Origin of the sequence: Thalassospira sp. MBR-102 (assembly GCF_040549275.1) — a bacterium.
GTDB classification, from domain to species: Bacteria; Pseudomonadota; Alphaproteobacteria; order Rhodospirillales; family Thalassospiraceae; genus Thalassospira; species Thalassospira xiamenensis.
In genome coordinates this window covers 241,892-258,405 of record NZ_JBEPTC010000002.1, presented here as the reverse complement: position 1 = coordinate 258,405, position 16,514 = coordinate 241,892, and the positions used below count along the sequence as shown (strand labels likewise).

The 16,514-nt window shown below is 56.7% G+C and carries 16 protein-coding genes and 1 riboswitch; of the genes, 5 read left to right on the top strand and 11 right to left on the bottom strand.

Annotated elements, in window-relative coordinates:
- Positions 1–2: 2 nt before the first annotated feature.
- Positions 3–2,066, bottom strand: coding sequence for a methylmalonyl-CoA mutase family protein (locus ABIE64_RS04630; RefSeq protein ID WP_354376756.1), 2,064 nt, complete (start codon positions 2,064–2,066; stop codon positions 3–5).
- Positions 2,067–2,159: 93 nt separating this feature from the next.
- Positions 2,160–2,326, bottom strand: a riboswitch (cobalamin riboswitch).
- A 266-nt stretch (positions 2,327–2,592) separates the two neighbouring features.
- Here ABIE64_RS04630 and ABIE64_RS04625 point away from each other — a divergent pair.
- Positions 2,593–3,015, top strand: a complete 423-nt coding sequence (locus ABIE64_RS04625) for a response regulator (RefSeq protein ID WP_007091698.1) — start codon at positions 2,593–2,595, stop codon at positions 3,013–3,015.
- A gap of 126 nt (positions 3,016–3,141) precedes the next feature.
- Here the strand turns inward: ABIE64_RS04625 and phhA are convergent, their stop codons facing one another.
- Positions 3,142–4,032 (bottom strand): phenylalanine 4-monooxygenase, encoded by an 891-nt coding sequence (gene phhA, locus ABIE64_RS04620; protein ID WP_354376755.1) that lies wholly within the window; start codon positions 4,030–4,032, stop codon positions 3,142–3,144.
- A 142-nt stretch (positions 4,033–4,174) separates the two neighbouring features.
- Between phhA and ABIE64_RS04615 the strand changes: the two genes are divergently transcribed.
- On the top strand, positions 4,175–4,654 hold the full coding sequence (locus tag ABIE64_RS04615) for an Lrp/AsnC family transcriptional regulator (protein ID WP_110252437.1): 480 nt from the start codon (positions 4,175–4,177) through the stop codon (positions 4,652–4,654).
- A 143-nt stretch (positions 4,655–4,797) separates the two neighbouring features.
- Here ABIE64_RS04615 and ABIE64_RS04610 read toward each other — a convergent pair whose 3' ends face one another.
- Positions 4,798–5,556 (bottom strand): SDR family NAD(P)-dependent oxidoreductase, encoded by a 759-nt coding sequence (locus tag ABIE64_RS04610; RefSeq protein WP_354376754.1) that lies wholly within the window; start codon positions 5,554–5,556, stop codon positions 4,798–4,800.
- A 152-nt stretch (positions 5,557–5,708) separates the two neighbouring features.
- Here ABIE64_RS04610 and ABIE64_RS04605 point away from each other — a divergent pair, with 152 nt between their 5' ends.
- On the top strand, positions 5,709–6,296 hold the full coding sequence (locus ABIE64_RS04605) for a TetR/AcrR family transcriptional regulator (RefSeq protein ID WP_037986999.1): 588 nt from the start codon (positions 5,709–5,711) through the stop codon (positions 6,294–6,296).
- Between the two features lie 48 nt (positions 6,297–6,344).
- On the opposite strand, the gene ABIE64_RS04600 is transcribed toward ABIE64_RS04605, so the two are convergent.
- Complete coding sequence (locus ABIE64_RS04600) at positions 6,345–7,175, bottom strand: hypothetical protein (protein ID WP_354376753.1); 831 nt, start codon at positions 7,173–7,175, stop codon at positions 6,345–6,347.
- A gap of 194 nt (positions 7,176–7,369) precedes the next feature.
- On the opposite strand from ABIE64_RS04600, the gene ABIE64_RS04595 reads away from it, so the two are divergent.
- Positions 7,370–8,392, top strand: a complete 1,023-nt coding sequence (locus tag ABIE64_RS04595) for an asparaginase (protein WP_354376752.1) — start codon at positions 7,370–7,372, stop codon at positions 8,390–8,392.
- 12 nt (positions 8,393–8,404) lie between these two features.
- A complete protein-coding gene (locus tag ABIE64_RS04590; RefSeq protein ID WP_110252440.1) occupies positions 8,405–8,725 on the top strand; it encodes a YnfA family protein in 321 nt (106 codons plus the stop codon).
- Between the two features lie 89 nt (positions 8,726–8,814).
- Here the strand turns inward: ABIE64_RS04590 and ABIE64_RS04585 are convergent, their stop codons facing one another.
- The 7 genes from ABIE64_RS04585 to ABIE64_RS04555 form a co-directional block, all read right to left on the bottom strand.
- A complete protein-coding gene (locus tag ABIE64_RS04585; protein ID WP_354376751.1) occupies positions 8,815–9,462 on the bottom strand; it encodes a ThuA domain-containing protein in 648 nt (215 codons plus the stop codon).
- An 11-nt stretch (positions 9,463–9,473) separates the two neighbouring features.
- On the bottom strand, positions 9,474–10,583 hold the full coding sequence (locus ABIE64_RS04580; protein WP_354376750.1) for a Gfo/Idh/MocA family protein: 1,110 nt from the start codon (positions 10,581–10,583) through the stop codon (positions 9,474–9,476).
- 15 nt (positions 10,584–10,598) lie between these two features.
- Positions 10,599–11,630, bottom strand: a complete 1,032-nt coding sequence (locus ABIE64_RS04575; RefSeq protein WP_354376749.1) for an ABC transporter ATP-binding protein — start codon at positions 11,628–11,630, stop codon at positions 10,599–10,601.
- Positions 11,623–13,245: a glycoside hydrolase family 43 protein gene (locus tag ABIE64_RS04570; protein ID WP_354376748.1), complete on the bottom strand. Its 1,623-nt coding sequence runs from the start codon at positions 13,243–13,245 to the stop codon at positions 11,623–11,625. Before ABIE64_RS04570 ends, ABIE64_RS04575 begins: the two co-directional genes overlap by 8 nt.
- Before the next feature lie 4 nt (positions 13,246–13,249).
- Entirely contained in the window at positions 13,250–14,080 is an 831-nt protein-coding gene (locus ABIE64_RS04565) for a carbohydrate ABC transporter permease (RefSeq protein WP_354376747.1), read from the bottom strand.
- On the bottom strand, positions 14,077–15,009 hold the full coding sequence (locus tag ABIE64_RS04560; protein ID WP_354376746.1) for a carbohydrate ABC transporter permease: 933 nt from the start codon (positions 15,007–15,009) through the stop codon (positions 14,077–14,079). The genes ABIE64_RS04565 and ABIE64_RS04560 overlap by 4 nt, the downstream gene beginning before the upstream one ends.
- A 108-nt stretch (positions 15,010–15,117) precedes the next feature.
- Positions 15,118–16,377 carry an ABC transporter substrate-binding protein gene (locus ABIE64_RS04555; protein ID WP_354376745.1) on the bottom strand — a complete coding sequence of 420 codons (1,260 nt, stop codon included), beginning with the start codon at positions 16,375–16,377 and terminating at the stop codon, positions 15,118–15,120.
- Positions 16,378–16,514 lie beyond the last annotated feature (137 nt).

The following is a 16,514-nucleotide window of genomic DNA, read 5'->3' as shown; positions in this document are numbered from 1 at the left end:
GGTTATTTTACCCCCAGATGTGAAAGGGCTGTCTCGCAGATCGCAAGAACATCCGCCCCGATAAATATGAAATCATCGATACCCGCCGCCTCGTAATGGGCCCTCGCATCGCCGGGATGCCCGGCAAGGTAAATGCGGGTCGCCCCGGCCTGTTTAAGGGCTTTGGCAATATCGGCGGCCATGTCGGCATATTGCGGGTCCGATCCGCAAATCACCGCGATCCTGGCACCACTTTCGCCAAATGCCTTGGCGGCATCGCTGGCATCGGCAAAGCCGTTATTGGTAATCGCCTCGATCCCGCCCGCTTCGAAGAAGTTTCGGGCAAACATGGCGCGTGCGGTGTGTTTGGCAACCGGGCCCAGATTGGCCAGAAAGATTTGCGGAAATTTGCCGGTTGATGCCTTGTGGGCATCGGCACGATCCCGCAGGGTTTCGAAGCTTTCCGAAAGACGATGGGTTGGCAGCGGATCGATGGTTGTGCCCGCGGCCTTGCCATAAAGGGCTTCATACATCTGTGCGATGGTGGCACCGGATTTGGCCGCCGTGATCAGATCCTCAAGGCTGATGCCGATTGCATCCTTAAACCCGGTCTGGCGGGCTTTGGCTTCCTTGCGGATTGTCGTCAGGTCTTGCGCATCGCAGGTGACTTTGGCCTCTGTGATGTTGGGGAATTCCGACACCCCGGTCAGGGGATCGCGCCGGGTGGCAACGCGGTTTGCGCGGTTCTGCCAGATTTCGGAAATCTCCTTTTGCAGGGACCCGTCGGCAAGGGCCTTGATAATGCCGCCCTTGGCTTCAAGTGACTGGAACCGGCCCCAGGCATTGGATGCCAGTTCGCGGGTCAGGTTTTCGATGAACCATGAACCGCCTGCCGGGTCGATCACACGATGAACGTTGCTTTCTTCCTGCAGGATCAGTTGGGTGTTGCGCGCAATGCGGCGCGCAAAGCCATCAGACAGGCCGATCAGATGATCATAGGGCAGGCAGATAACGCTATCGGCACCGCCCAGACCGGCGCTCAGGCTGGTGACGGTGGTGCGCAGCATATTGACCCACGGATCAACCTTCGACAGTGCCATTTCGGCTGATACCGCATTGATCGTGATGGTGGCATCATCGACACCCGATGCCGAAAGAACCCGGCTCCACATCAGGCGAAGCGCACGAAGCTTGGCAATCCCGGCAAAGAAATCGGTGCCAACCGCAACATTGAACGCAATCGCGCCTGCCGCCTGATCAATCACCATGCCGGTATCGGTCAGCGCGCGAAGGTAGGTGACACCACCTGCCAGCAGGCAGGCGAGTTCCTGCCCGTCGGTTGCTCCGGCATTGTAAAACGGCGCACCATTTACCGTGATGGCGGTGGCATGGGGGAAACGGTCGATCAGATCGGCGGCAATATCGGCGGCCTGTTTGATCGCATCATCGGCTGAAACCGGAAGGCACCCTGTTGCGGCCAATGTGCCAATCGGATCGATGTTGAAGGCCGGTGCGGCGTCGCTTGCAAAATCGTCATCCGCGTCGGCGCTGTTTTGCCCATCCTTTTCAAGGCGCGCGGCCAAAAGCGCAGCGGCCGGGATGGCGGCGGCACCGGCATCAAGTGCGACGGTCGCAAGGTTGGTATAGACATCGTCAAGTATAGCATCGAGATCGGCAAGGCAGTGAATGGCAATGCCGTCAATGCCAGCATCGCCCGATGTGATATCCGCCCCCGTGCGTGCGGCGGCATCCAGACATAGCAGGACCGACGTTGCGCCGTTTTCCAGATCATCGAGAATCGCGGCATTGACCGATTTGGGATCGGGATGGTCATGAAGCTGGCGGATGTCCCAGCCGCTGGCGGCGTCCTTGGCATCGACGGCGGCACACAGGACCTGATGGATCAGGCGGGTTGCGTCGTCCTGATCGTCGTTGGTGTAAAGCGGCTGCATCGCGAAACCGTCAAGCATCCTTGTGACCAGTTTCTTGTCAAAGGATGCGCCTTTCAGGCCGGATTCCGCCAGTTGACGCCAGCTTGCATAATCGGCGGCTGGAAACTCTGAGGCCAGCTTTAACGGGTCTGTCATGCTCTCTCCCGGTCGCGGTCGGATCTTTTCGGATCTGGGCCGATATCTATTTTACAACGGATTCCCTCCGCCCGGTACACCCCGCCCGGTCCGGCAGAAACAAGAGCCATCTTTCGGTATCTGGCTTATGCACCGTCAAAAACGGCGCATTTACAGTTGCGAGGGCAGCTTCGGCCTTGATCGCGGGCTTTCGCCGGACCGCACCGAATTCCCGAAAGAATGTTTCATATCGCATCTGCGACATGGCGGTGTTTATAGCACCCGCCCATAATTACGTAAATAGGCATGGAAATACCTATTTAGATCAATGTTGCGGCCAGCCATCAGCATTCCGTAACGTTATCCTTCTGAAAAGTGGTTGTTTTCTGCCAAGGATGGGGTCGATGAACGGATATTAATGGCGTGCCGCTGCCATTATACTTTGGCCGGATTGTGATGGTTTCTGGGAAAAATTGCGGGGTTTAACCAATTTGACATTTTCGTCTGCCAGATTGGCGCTGTCCCAAATCTCGGAGTATTGCCATCCATGAATGCGCTTAGCGCCGTGCCGCCCCGACCAATGAATGACGGTCTGGTGGTGTTTGCCGACGACAGCCCCAGCGCCAAGGCGGCTCTTGAAACCGTTTTGCGCCGTGCCGGCTATGACGTGGCAGGGTTTGATTGTGCCGACGATCTGATCGACCAACTGGACGGTCTTTATCCGCGGGCGATCATTCTGGATCTTGAAATGCCCGGGATGAGCGGGTTTGAAGCCTTTTGCGAGATTCGACGCCGCTATCCGAATGCGGTTGAAGTGCCGGTTCTGTTCTTCTCGGCCCATTATGATGCCGATACGCGGGCCCAGGCCGATGCCCTTGGCGCGGCGGACTTTATCAGCAAAGATGCCAGCCCGATGGTGGTGATCGAGCAGCTTAACCGGGCGCTTGATAAATCCATGAGCCATTGCTGAACTATTTTTGGTAATCGCCTGCATTTTTCGTTTTCAGTGAATAATCAAAAAATCGGGTCTTTTGGTAAAAAATGCCGTTGGACCCGATTTTTCGTATTCCTCATATCATACTATTTAAATGCCATCTCAGGCGTGGCGAAGTTGCGCCGGATCACCTGATGGCATGGTGATCGTGTGGTTTTCGTCCCCGTGGACATGATAAAGCTGATCACCGGCAAGCGTGTCTGCCGGATCGATGGCCGGGCGGTGGGCGAGCCGGTCATAGAGTGCCGCAAAATCCGCATCCATCGCATCAAAAAGCTGCTGATAGTCGGTCAGCACGAAATAGGTTTTCTGGAAATCGTCAATGGCATAGTCGGTTGCCATCACCCGTTCGAGGTCAAATGCCACCCGGTTGGGGGTTGGATCGGTGACGGAATAGATGGTTTCCGTTTGCGATGACAGCATGCCCGCCCCATAGGCGCGCAATCCATGGTCGGTCATGATCAGGCCGAACTCGACCATGTACCAGTACATGCGGGCGAGTTTCTTGAGCCCGCCTTTGGCAATGGCTTCGGGGCCCTTGGCACCATAAGCCGCCAGATAATCGGCAAAGACCGGATCATAGAGCATCGGCACATGACCAAAGAAGTCATGGAAGATATCGGGTTCGACCAGATAGTCGATTTCCTCGGGCTTGCGCAGCCAGACGGTCACCGGGAAACGCCGGTTGGCGAGATGATCGAAAAACACATCATCGGGCACCAGCCCCGGCACCGCGACAAGGTGCCAGCCAGTGGCGGCATGGAGCTTCTCACTGACCCGGCCGAAATGCGGAATGCCATCGGCGGCATCAAGTTTTTCAAGATTGCGGATATAGTCCGGGGCGGCATAGCCGGGCAGGATCGCCTTCTGACGGGCATAAAGTTTGCGCCAAAGGTCATGTTCGGCCGCGGAATAGGATGCCCAGTCCTGGGCCACGGTGTAGTCATCATTGATGTGGCTGTAATCGCCGCGCAGATTTTTGTTCTGGTCCATGACGGTCCTCGTTTGCTCCCTGATGAGACTTTCTGCATGAACCATTTTACATCAATTCAAATGTCATTTTCGCGCGATATAGGGATCAAAATGCGTTATGGTTGATCAAATATGACCGCATAAACCATTTTGAGGGCGAAAAATGACCGATATGCTGTTAAGCCCGACCGACATCAAAATCCTGCAAATCCTTCAGCGTGACGCATCGATCAGCAATGTGCAGCTCGCCGAAAAGGTCGGTATGTCGCCATCGCCGTGCCTGCGCCGGGTCAAGCAGCTTGAGGCATCGGGGATCATTCGCCAGACGGTCGCGTTGCTGGATCGCAGGAAGGCCGGGCTTGGCGTGCTGGCAACCATTCAGGTCCGCCTGCAACGCCACACCGAAGAAGGGGCAGAGGATTTTGCCAAGGCGATGAACGACCTGCCGCAGATCATGTCCTGTTGGGCGATGACCGGTCGGCAGGATTTCCTTCTGGTGGCGCTGGCGCGCGATATTGAAAGCTTTGGGGATTTCGTGACGCACAAGCTTTTATCGATGCCCAATGTGCGTGATGTGCAGTCAAGCCTTGTGCTTAAGGAATACAAGAACCAGACGGCGATTCCGATATTGGCGACGGTTTGAGGGTTGCAGGCACGATATGGCTGCCAACTTCGCCCGCACCAATGATGCCGATGATCGTCATGGGAGATTTACCTTTGGATTTGCCTTTGAAAGCGATGCGGGCAGGCAAAGGGGGAATTTTCCCGCCCGCATCAGGGCGATCATCAGGTGCCGATGCCACCCGCGACATTGACGGTTTCGCCGGTGATGTAACCGGCATGCGGCCCGGCAAAGAAGGCGATGGTTTCGGCGACTTCGTCGAGTGTCGCGATCCGGCGGATCGGGTGCATGTCAAGAAGCGCATCGGGCACGCTGTCGCCAAGGACTTCGGTGGCCATGTCGGTTGGCATCACGCCGGGCTGAATGACATTGACCGTGATGTTGCGACCGCCGAGATCACGGGCAACGCCCTTGGCATAGCCGACAAGGGCGGCTTTGGTCCCGGCATAGTCGGCCGCACCGGCGAAGGGAACGTGGCTGCCAAGGAGTGAGCCGATAAAGATGATCCGGCCCCCGTCAGAAAGTTTGGGGGCGGCCGCACGGGTATTGGCGATTGTCCCCATGACATTGACCTGCCATTGGCGATTGTATTTTTCGCCATCAAGTTCGGGATCATCCACCAACTGCCCCTGAATGGCGATGCCGGCATTATTCACAAGGATGTCGAGCCTGCCGAATTCGGCAATCACCGCATCGATCAATGGTTTGGCAGAGGCCAGATCCGACTGATCGCTTTTGATTGCAATCGCACGAACACCTTTGGATTTGAGTTTTTCGATGACGGCATGGGCCTTGTCGGCGGAAGACGCGTAGCTGATGGCGACGTTTGCGCCAAGATCGGCAAGCTTTTCGGCCGTGACAGCCCCAAGGCCACGCGACCCGCCCGTGATGAGGGCGACTTTGCCGCGAAGAATTTCGGTCATGATTAATCCTTCCTGTGTGTGATCCGCGCTGGTCGGCCAATATGGCGGCAGCACATTTCATAACGTTCGTTACTATAACGATCATTATGAAAACTGGACGTGCACTGTCAAGTGGTTTAATAACGATCATTACGAAAAACAGGATTGGACTGATGGGACGTCATCGCGAATTTGATGTGGAAAAGGCACTCGACGCGGCACTTTGTGTTTTCTGGCGCAAGGGCTACGAAGGCGCGTCCTATGCCGATCTGACAGAAGCAACCGGTGTCGAACGGCCCGCGCTTTATTCCGCGTTTGGCAACAAGGAAGCCCTGTTTCGCAAGGCGCTGGACCGTTATTACGCGCACTATCTTGATTATATTCCGGTGGCACTCGACCTGCCGACGGCCCGCGAAGTTGCAGCGCATATCCTGTATCAGGCGGCTGATTTGAACACACGTTACCCCGATCATACCGGCTGTCTTGGCATCCACGGGGTTCTTGCCGGATCGGATGATGCGGAACCGGTGCGACAGGCATTGATTGAGGCCCGTGCAGTCGGTGAAGAACAGCTTCGCCAACGGTTCGAGAGGGCAAAGGCCGAGGGTGATCTGCCTGAAACAGCCGATCCGGGCGTGCTTGCGTCGTTCGTTCTGACGATCCTGCATGGCATGGCAGTACAGGCCAAGGCAGGTTTCAGCCGTGAAAGGCTGGAACGCGTTATCGACCAGGCACTTTCGACCTGGCCGACAGCGTCTTGATGATTGGTTGTAATTACCGGGAAGTTCTTTGGGACCGGCTTTGCAAAATCACGGCACAATCTTGAAGAACGGGTCGCAGCAGGTCCCACCCGGCGTGCAGCCGTAATTGCCAGTCATATCCATTGAAAAATCGGCTTTCTTCCATTGGCGATAATGGGCCGGGGTGAAATAGACGAGGTTGTTTACATAGTCGTAGACAATCCGGCCATCCGAGTTGGCATAGGCATATTGGTTATCGGCCGGATATTCCTGCTGGGTAAACTCGATATAGCCGGTCAGCGGGACAGCAGCACCGCCGACAACAGAGAAACGATGCGCAACGCAATGCCAGCGTTGGCTGTTTGAGATGCCCGCCAGGTTATCAAGTGCATCCATTGTCTGTTGCTGGTTCGGGTTGCCTGCGTAGTTGGGGCAAGCGGCGGTATTTAATCCGCCCAACGCGATCCGGGGCAGGTGATCAACGGCGTTGCCATGTGGTGAGCGAACCGCCCCCTGCCAATAGGCAGGCCCCATCGCGAAAGGCCCATTAACAGCAGCGGGATAGAAATTCCCGGCGGCCACCTGTGCGACATTGTAGGCGTGCAGGGATTGCGCCATCTGGCGAAGGCCGTTGGTAACAACGGCGCGCGTTGCACTGACCGAAGGCACGACCAACCCGGATAAAGTCTGGGTCGAGACGGCCTGCACGTTTTGGGGTAAAGCAGCCCAGTTATCGCACTGATTGACCGGGAAAGTATGCGAAGCCCCGTTTGGTGCGCGGCCCGACCATAATTGTCCGATGGCATCTTGCGGGTCTGCCCACTGATCCTGAGCCATAACAGGGATGGCCAAGGGAAGTGTCAGAACCAATCCGAGGAGTAGGGAATAGAGGCGTTTCATTTGTGGGTCCTTGGTTCGTTGATCATCTTCGAAAAGAAGGAAGCCCAGATTTGACGTCCCGCCGGATTGATTGTGATCGCGCTGCACTGCGTCACGGGTGATGCTTGCTTTTGGTTGGTGATTTCGGGCATAGGTTTGATCCTGTTCTGAATGCGCCCGGTCTTTGAATTTGCCCAGTCATGGAGAGCCCCAAGATGTCTGCCAATTCTGCCAACCAGATTGCTGCCAATCCGATCCTTGTCGAAGCCACCCGTGGCGAAATGGTCGAAAGTTTCCATCGCGGGCGGTATGTCGTGATGAAGGCCGATGGCACGGTGGTTGCCGAGGGCGGGGATATCGACGCGCTGATGTATCCGCGATCCGCGATCAAGCCGTTGCTGGCGATCCCGCTGGTTGAAAGCGGGGCGGCGGATGCGTTCGGGCTTGAGGATAAGCATATTGCACTGGCCTGTTCGTCGCATAATGGCGAGGAAGAACATGCCCGGACGGTGGCGGCGTGGCTTGAGAAAATCGGGTTGTCGGTCGATACGCTGGAATGCGCGTCGCATTATTCGCTAAGCCTGAATGCAGCGATCAAGCAGGCGTCTGATCATGTGAAGCTTTCAAAGGCGCACAATAACTGTTCGGGCAAGCATTGCGGGTTCCTGACGACGGCGCAGCATCTGGGCGATGATCCGCAAGGTTATATCGAGGAAGCCCATCCGGTTCAGCAGCGCCTGATCCGGGTTCTGGAGGAAATGGGCGATTGCGATCTGTCGTCCACGCCACGTGGCATTGATGGATGCGGCATTCCGGTGATCGGGATGCGGTTGCGTGACCTTGGCCTTGCCATGGCGCGGATGGCCGATCCGAGCGGATTGGCACCGAAACGTATTGAGGCAATCAAACGTATTCGCAAGGGATGTGCGCAAGCCCCGTTCATGGTGGCGGGCACCGGGCGTTTTTGCACCGGGATCATGGAAGTGTGCGGCGAGGATGCGCTGGTCAAGGTTGGGGCGGAAGGCGTTTATTGCGCAGCATTCCCCAAACAGGGTCTTGGCGTTGCCCTTAAGATTGATGATGGCACCCAGCGCGGGGCCGAGGTTGCGATGGGCGCGATCCTGCGCCAGCATGGCGTGATTGATGATGCCCGTGCCGAAACACTTAAAAATTATCTGACGCCGGTTCTGACCAACTGGGCGGGCAAATATGCCGGGGATTTGCGCCCGGCATTCTGATTTGGGGGAAAGATGCACAGCATCGCGGCCTATGCCGGTGCAGCAATTGCCGAAATCGCCGGATGCTTTGCATTCTGGGCATGGCTGCGGCTTGGCAAATCGGCATTCTGGATCGTGCCGGGCATCTTATCGCTGATTGTGTTTGCCTGGGCGCTGACCAGGGTTGAAAGCGATTTTGCCGGGCGGGCCTATGCGGCCTATGGCGGGATTTATATTGCGGCCTCACTGGGCTGGTTATGGCTGGTTGAAGGTAAAATGCCCGATAGATGGGACATGACCGGGGTTGCGGTCTGTCTGGTCGGGGCGGGGATCATCCTGTTTGCGCCGCGATAGGCCGGCGATTTTTTGACAGTGTCCTCACATGCAAAGACCACACCCGAAAATCAACGGGTGTGGTCTTTGTCAATGCGCGGTGTCGGGTCTTAGCGTGCGGCCCACAGCAGTCCGCGACGGACGATTTCGTGCATCTGGGGAACCTTGAATTCCTCGGCCACGTGGCCAAGCGCCGAGTAGAAGACACGCGCCTTGCCATAACGGTGTTTCCAGACAACCGGCATTTTCACCCCGTCAATCCACGCGGCATGTTCGCCGGTGAAGGTGGTTTCGGCCAGCACATCAATCGCCGGGTCGATATGCATGTAATATTGTTCGGAATGGTAATCGAAATCGCCGATACCGGCGACGAGGGGATCGTCGGGTTTGGTGATGGTGACGCGGTAATCAATGATATTGCCCGGATGGGCGACCCATTGCCCGCCGACCATGAATTGATAAGCCGGTTCCATACGGAACGTATCGCCCATACCACCATGAAAACCACCAAGCCCGGTTCCGGCAGCAATGGCGGCAACCAGATTGTCGAGCGCATCCTTTTCAACCGTTGTCTGGGTGCAGATGGGTACAATCAGATCAAACTGATCAAGGTCTTCGCGGGCAAGGCAGTCTGTGCCTTCGTGGCGTTCGGTTTTGAAATTTTCGTTGCGCAGCATTTTGTCGATCACGGTGGCGCAGGCTTCGGGTTCGTGACCTTCCCATCCGCCGTAGAAGATGAGGGCTGATTTCTGGGGCATGGATTTATCCTTTATGCGTGAATTTGGCCGACGGACAGGTTTGGGGCGAGCCCGTCGGGTCGGTCACAGTGGCTTTGGATGGCGATGGTGCGTTGTTCCAGCGTGGCGGTCAGAAGGTTTTCCATCACGTCGAGGACATGCAGGGCGAGTTTGCCACTGGCACGGTGCGGACGATTATTGAGAATGGCATCGGCCATATCGGCAATGCCGATCCCGCGATAATTGTCGTCGCCATAGCCATGCGTCATTGGCATGTCCTGCCAGTCCTCGCCGCGGCGATAGAGTGCGACGGTGCCATCAAAGCGGTTGGGATCGGGCACAAGCAGGGTGCCTTCGTTGCCATAGACTTCAAGCGGGGTGTGGCGGTGTGCCTCGACATCAAAACTGGTGGTGATCTGAACCAGTGCGCCGCTGGTGAATTCCATGACACCGGTAATATGGGTTGGCGTGGTGACAGGAATTTCCTGTCCCTTGCGGGGGCCGGATTCAATGACGCGGGTGGTGCGGCTGCTTCGCCCCATGCCCGAAACACGCGATACCGGCCCCAGCATGTTGATCATGGCTGTGATGTAATAAGGCCCCATATCGAGCAATGGACCGCCGCCATCGCGGACATAGTAGAAATCCGGGTTGGGATGCCAGCGCTCATGACCGGGCAGCATCAAGGTAGCCGTCCCGGCAAGGGGAGTGCCGATTTTGCCCTGATCGATCAGGGCGCGTGCGGTCTGGTGACTGCCGCCAAGGAAGGTATCGGGCGCGCAGCCGACGCGAACAGCTTTTTGGGCCGCGAGCGAGAGCAGGGCACGGGCATCGGCGACATTTCCGGTTAGCGGTTTTTCGGAATAGACATGTTTGCCCGCGTGAACCGCTGCCACGCTGACATCCATGTGGGCGGCCGGGATCGTCAGGTTCAGGATGATATCAATGTCATCGCGGGCCAGAAGGGCATCGACGGTCAGGGCTTCGAGGTTGAATGCCTCGGCGCGGATGCGTGCGGCGTCCGGGTTCAGATCGGCGACGGCCTTGACGTCGATCTGCGGGAAGGTTTGGGCGCGTTTAAGGTATATTTCGCTGATAACACCGCATCCGATGATACCAACGCCAAGTGATGATGTTGTCATAACGCGTTTTTCCGTTCAGGTGGCGGGCGCAGAAAGTGCGTCTTTGGCGTGGATTTTGCGGCCATCCTTGCCAAACAGATGCAGGTGTTTTTCATCCGGGGTCAGGAAAACACGATCCCCGGTGCGCAAGGGGTGATGGCCGGGCAGGCGCACGGTAACGGGCCCGAAATCATCGGTTTCCATATAGACGACTGTGTCGCTGCCAAGATTTTCAATCACCCCGACCTTTGCGGCCCATTTGCCATTTTCCATATGGGTTTCGAGATGTTCGGGGCGGATGCCGACCGATTTGATGTCATCGCGGCCAATGGCCTGACCGGGCAGCAGGTTCATTTTCGGGGACCCGATGAAGGCTGCGACAAATTCGGTTTGCGGATTGTCGTAAAGTTCCATCGGCGGGCCGACCTGTTCGATGCGACCGGCATTCATCACCACGATCTGATCGGCCAGTGTCATGGCTTCGACCTGATCGTGGGTGACATACACCATGGTGGCACCGATGGATTGATGCAGTTCTGCCAGTTCAACGCGCATCTGGGTCCGCAATGCGGCATCAAGGTTTGAAAGCGGTTCGTCAAACAGGAACACCTTGGGATTGCGCACAATCGACCGCCCGATGGCAACACGTTGACGTTGCCCGCCGGAAAGTTCGGAAGGTTTGCGATCCAGCAATGGTTCAAGATGCAGGCGTTTGGCGGCATCCCTGACCCGTTCTTCGCGCTCAGTCGCGGGCATTTTCATCAGACGCAGGCCAAAATCGATATTTTGTGCCACCGTCATATGCGGATAAAGCGCATAGGACTGGAACACCATCGAAATACCGCGTGCGGATGGCTCGAAACCGGTGACGTCGGTGCCGCCGATTTCAATTGCCCCGGATGTCGGTTTTTCCAGACCGGCAATCATGCGAAGCAGGGTCGATTTGCCGCAACCCGATGGCCCGACCAGAACGGTAAAGGAGCCATGCGGGATTTCGAGTTCGATATCAGGGATGACTTCGATAGCGCCGAAGCTTTTATTGATATGTCTGAGATGAACGTCAGCCATTGTTGCGTTCCCCGTTGGCTTTATAGATGAAATGAGCAAAATCGGCGTGAATGCCGCGACCGCTGTTGTCGTGGGCGGCCATGCCGATAAAGGCACCGGTGAAGTTCGTGCCTTCGCCGCTTCCGGCTTCGTCAGACAGGGCGGTGTGATCGAGGATCGGATCAATTATGGTCCAGTCCCCACCCGGCAGGGCATAGCGGAAGCGTAATTCCGGCCCGTTCACATCGACACCAAGGCGGATGACACCGTCTTTGGGAAGGTCGATAGAAGCCGGTAGCGGGTAGGTCAGCCGGGCAGAGGGGAAATCGCCCGGGCAGCTATAGATGTTGAGCTTCCGGTTGCCGTCTTCGTCGGCGGTGACGGCAAGGTAGTGATACTGGAACCGGTTGTACCACGCCATCAGGCCCGCCATCTGCTGGAAGTCCAGCGGGGTAAATTCGACAACGGTTTCGGCACTGTAATTGATGTCGCTCTGGCGACGGGCGACAAGGGAATGTTCGAATGCGCCCCCCGGTGCCTGACGCCCGAACAGGCGCAGATGCCCCGGCCGTTCGGCCAGCGAGAACAGACGTTCGGGTTCGGGGGTGCGCAGCCATTGGAACATGGCGGGCAGGTCGCCCGGCGTGAAATCAATCCGTGACGGTTCGGCTTCGAACGGATGGGGTTCAAGATCGGGGGCCGGGACCATCAGGTCAGGCTGGTTGGTGCCATTGGCCAGACGGGGCCATGCGCCTTTTTCCCAGATCAGTTTCTGGATCGCGGTTTCGCGGCCCAAGGGTGATCTTTTGGTGCCGGGCAGCGGACGGCTGCACAGATGTACCATATAAAATTCGCCATTCTGCGTTTCGACAATATCGGCATGACCCGCCCGTTGCAGCGGGTTTTCGGGATTGTCCTTGGACGTCAGAATATGTTTGGCCGGATCGGTTTCATACGGGCCGGTCAGTTCGCGTGACCGGGCGATGGTGACGGCGTGGTTATAGCCAGTGCCGCCTTCGGCAACGAGCAGATAGTAATAGCCATCGCGACGATAAAGATGCGGGCCTTCGGTAAACAGGTGATCGGTCCCGCGATAGATGTTGCGGATCGGGCCGACAAGTTTCTGTTCGGTGGTGGAATATTCCTGAAGGGCGATGCCGACAAAGCGTTCACCGACTACCTGATTGTGATCCCAGATCATATTGATCAGCCATTTGCGGCCGTCATCATCATGGAACAGCGACGGGTCAAAACCCGATGCGTTGAGATAGACCGGATCAGACCACGGGCCATCAATCGCGGGTGCGGTCACAAGATAGTTTGGCGTATCCTTGAAAGCGCCATCCTTGCGTTTGACGTCGGTATAAATCAGCCAGAACAAACCATCGGCATAGGTCAGGCAGGGCGCCCAGATGCCACCGGAATCCGGGTTGCCGCGCATATCGAGTTGCGATTTGCGATTAAGCGGACGTGATATCAGTTTCCAGTTCACCAGATCGCGGGAATGGTGAATTTGCACACCGGGGAACCATTCGAAGGTCGATGTTGCGATGTAATAATCATCGCCAACGCGGCAGATTGACGGGTCCGGGTTGAAACCGGGAAGGATGGGGTTCTGGATCATTTCAGCAGACATGGCATCAACCTTTGACAGCACCACCGGTCAGGCCGGCGACGATATATTTCTGGGCAGCGAGGAAGAACACGATGGCGGGCATGATCGTCAGGGTGACGAAGGCCAGGGTGCGGTTCCATTCGGTGACGAATTCACCGCGGAACTGCATCATGCCAAGCGGCCATGTGAAGGCTTCGCGCGAATTGAGCATGACCAGAGGCAGCAGGAAGTTGTTCCAGCTCTGGACAAATACGAAGACGCCAACCGTGGCGAGGATCGGTGTGGAAAGTGGCAGGGTGAACCGCCAGAAAAACCGGATATAGCCGCAGCCATCGACATAGGCGGCTTCGAACAATTCACGCGGGAGCTGTTCGAAGAAGGTGCGGAACAGCAAAATCGCCAGTGATAGACCGAAGGCGGTTTGCGGCAGAATGACCGACCAGTAGGAATCCAGAAGGCCGATATCACGCACCTGAATGAACAGCGGCAGGATTGCGGTTGCAAACGGGAACATCAGGCCCAGCAACAGATATGAAAACAGCATCCGCGACCCAAAAAAGCGGATTTGCGCAAACACATAGGCCGCCGCCGCCCCGACCAGCAGGGTCAGGATCACCGCCGAAACCGAAATCAGCAGCGAATTGCCGAGATAGCGCCAGAAAGCCGGGTCCGACGCGATGGCGTTATAGAATTCGAAATTCCAGTTTTCGGGCAGACCAAAGGCGCTGGTGCGGATTTCGGCGTTGGTTTTAAAGCCGCCAAGGGCGGTGGCAAGCAGGGGGGCGATGACGAAGCTGGCGATGATGCACAGTATGGTCACGCGCAGAAGATTGCGCAGGAAGGTTTTGCTTGTCATGGTTTTTTCCCCGGCGACATGGCGGCACGTTGATAGAAAATGGCAACGGCAACCGCGGTGATGAACAGAACAACCCCGATGGCACTGCCAAAACCGATGCGCAGACGGGTCAGGCCGAAGGTGTAAAGATAGGTCACAATGGTGTGGCTGGTGTTGGACGGGCCACCATTGGTCAGCGGGATGATCACGTCAAAGACCTGAAGCGCGCCGATAATGGCGAAAAAGGCGCTGACGATGATGGCGGGCTTGATCAGCGGGATTTGCACATAGCGCACGATATCAAACGGTTTTGCGCCTTCGATGCGGGCGGCTTCGATCAGATCGCGCGGTACGCCTTGCAGGGCGGCGATATAGATCATCATGTGGAAGCCGAAATATTTCCAGACGATCACGGTCATCACCGCGACAAAGGCCCAGTCGCGATCCGCCAGAATGAAGAAGGGTTCGAGCCCGAAGGCACCCCCAACCGATGCCGTGACGCCGTAATGGCCGTCGAAAACGAAGCTCCAGATCAGGCCGGCGGCGACTTCGGCCAGAATGTAGGGCACAAAGAAGATCAGCCGGAAAAGGGCGTTGGTCGGTGTTTTTTTATAGATCAGAAGGGCCAGAAACAGGGCGAGTGGCATCTGGACCAGAAGCGATACCAGAACGATCTTGATCGTGTTCCAGATCGCCGAATGGAACACGGAATGCCCGATCATCTGTTCGAAATTCTTCAGTCCGACATAGTCGGTCGGTTCGCCATATCCGTTCCAGTTAAAGAACGCGAAATAGCCCGACTGAAGCAGGGGCAGGATGACAAACAGGCTGAACAGGATCAGGGCAGGCGGCAGCAGCAACACAAGGGCCGCGAATTTGCCATTGGTCAGGACGTTTCTTGTGCGCTGGGCCAGCGAAAGGTGCGGCGGGGCGTGGGGGATGGTCGGCATGGGCCGCCTCCGAAGCATTTATCATTGGAGAAGGCGGGGGCGTTGCCCAACCCGAAACCGGGTTGGGCCAAACACCCCCGAATGCAGGGCCAAATGCAGGGTCAGGACTTACTGGAAGTCCCAGGCTTCCTGAATTTGTGCGGCGGCTTCTTCGGGGGTGATGACTTCCTGTGCCAGATCGGCAGAAATATCATTCACCGTGGCGCCGACGGACGCACCGAGATACTGATCAAGGAAGATCTGGTGATAGGAAGATTGCGTCAGATCACGGGCGACCTGCTGGAAGAACGGATTATCGATTGCGTCGTCGGTTCCCTTGACGATCGGGATGAAAATCCCGGCCTTGGCGGCTTCGCGCTGATATTTGGCGCTGATCATGTGTTGCAGGAAATCAGCCGCTTCGTCAGGCGCATTATGGGAAACCGCCCAGCCATTGATGCCGCCAAAGGTTGCATCGGCACCGGCTTCGCCGCCATCGATCATCGGGAAGGGCATGATGGCGAGCTGTTCATCAGACAGGCCCTTGCCACTTTGGGAACGTGCGCGCGACGGCAGATAATCCCAGTCTCCCATCAGGTGGAAGGCTGCGGCACCGTCGCCGAACATGCCGCTGGCCTGTTCATAGCTGGTGCCCATCATGCCCGACTGGAAGGGTTCGAGCTTGACCAGTTCCTGGAAGGTCCGGCCGGCATTGACGAAGGGCTCTGATTCAAAATTCTCGCCATCATCCTGCATGGCTTCGTTAATCGCATCCGCCCCGCCATAGCGTAGCGCAAGATAGGCCCAATAGAAATGCAGCGGCCATTTATCCTTGCCGCCAGCGACAATCGGGGTAACGCCCGCATCCTTGATTTTCTGGACGGCTTTGAGGAAATCATCCCAGGTTTTGATCTGGGTGTGATCGACACCGGCCTTGGCGGTCAGGTCTTTATTGACCCAGAAGACAACCTCGGTCGCATAGATCGGCAGACCATAAATCTTGTCATCGACCGAATAGGCGTTAACCGCGGATTTGGGAACGGTATCAAGGAAATCGCTGTTTAGCAGGCCGGATATGTCTTTGAGGAAACCGGCCTTTGCCTGATCAGCCAGCGTCTGACCGCCCCAGCTATAGAAAATGTCGGGGGCAGCATCGGATTGCAGCAAGGTTGGCAGTTTGCTTTTATAGGCTTCGTTGGCGAGATATTCGAAATTGACTTTCACGCCGGGATGGCTGGCTTCGTAATCTTTGCCGATAGTCGAAAGGTACGCCTTCTGGGCCGGATCGCCGGTTTCAACGCGCAGGATATTGATGGTGGTATCGGCCTGTGCGGCGACGGTGCACAGACTGCATACGGCGATGCCGACAGCGCCAAACATATGTTTCATTGGTTCCTCCCGGGGGCTGCTTTTGCAACCTTTTGTTGATGTGTTTTGGGACGTGGCGATATTCAGGTGCATTTCTGAGGTACGTGCGTCTTTGATGAACGTACCTCAAAAGAGAGGAATTTAAAAGTGCCTGTTTG

Bases quoted from the DNA above. Each gene is read 5' to 3' on its own strand.
- ABIE64_RS04630 (WP_354376756.1), bottom strand. From the start codon at position 2,066: ATGACAGACCCGTTAAAGCTGGCCTCAGAGTTTCCAGCCGCCGATTAT.
- ABIE64_RS04625 (WP_007091698.1), top strand. From the start codon at position 2,593: ATGAATGCGCTTAGCGCCGTGCCGCCCCGACCAATGAATGACGGTCTG.
- phhA (WP_354376755.1), bottom strand. From the start codon at position 4,032: ATGGACCAGAACAAAAATCTGCGCGGCGATTACAGCCACATCAATGAT.
- ABIE64_RS04615 (WP_110252437.1), top strand. From the start codon at position 4,175: ATGACCGATATGCTGTTAAGCCCGACCGACATCAAAATCCTGCAAATC.
- ABIE64_RS04610 (WP_354376754.1), bottom strand. From the start codon at position 5,556: ATGACCGAAATTCTTCGCGGCAAAGTCGCCCTCATCACGGGCGGGTCG.
- ABIE64_RS04605 (WP_037986999.1), top strand. From the start codon at position 5,709: ATGGGACGTCATCGCGAATTTGATGTGGAAAAGGCACTCGACGCGGCA.
- ABIE64_RS04600 (WP_354376753.1), bottom strand. From the start codon at position 7,175: ATGAAACGCCTCTATTCCCTACTCCTCGGATTGGTTCTGACACTTCCC.
- ABIE64_RS04595 (WP_354376752.1), top strand. From the start codon at position 7,370: ATGTCTGCCAATTCTGCCAACCAGATTGCTGCCAATCCGATCCTTGTC.
- ABIE64_RS04590 (WP_110252440.1), top strand. From the start codon at position 8,405: ATGCACAGCATCGCGGCCTATGCCGGTGCAGCAATTGCCGAAATCGCC.
- ABIE64_RS04585 (WP_354376751.1), bottom strand. From the start codon at position 9,462: ATGCCCCAGAAATCAGCCCTCATCTTCTACGGCGGATGGGAAGGTCAC.
- ABIE64_RS04580 (WP_354376750.1), bottom strand. From the start codon at position 10,583: ATGACAACATCATCACTTGGCGTTGGTATCATCGGATGCGGTGTTATC.
- ABIE64_RS04575 (WP_354376749.1), bottom strand. From the start codon at position 11,630: ATGGCTGACGTTCATCTCAGACATATCAATAAAAGCTTCGGCGCTATC.
- ABIE64_RS04570 (WP_354376748.1), bottom strand. From the start codon at position 13,245: ATGTCTGCTGAAATGATCCAGAACCCCATCCTTCCCGGTTTCAACCCG.
- ABIE64_RS04565 (WP_354376747.1), bottom strand. From the start codon at position 14,080: ATGACAAGCAAAACCTTCCTGCGCAATCTTCTGCGCGTGACCATACTG.
- ABIE64_RS04560 (WP_354376746.1), bottom strand. From the start codon at position 15,009: ATGCCGACCATCCCCCACGCCCCGCCGCACCTTTCGCTGGCCCAGCGC.
- ABIE64_RS04555 (WP_354376745.1), bottom strand. From the start codon at position 16,377: ATGAAACATATGTTTGGCGCTGTCGGCATCGCCGTATGCAGTCTGTGC.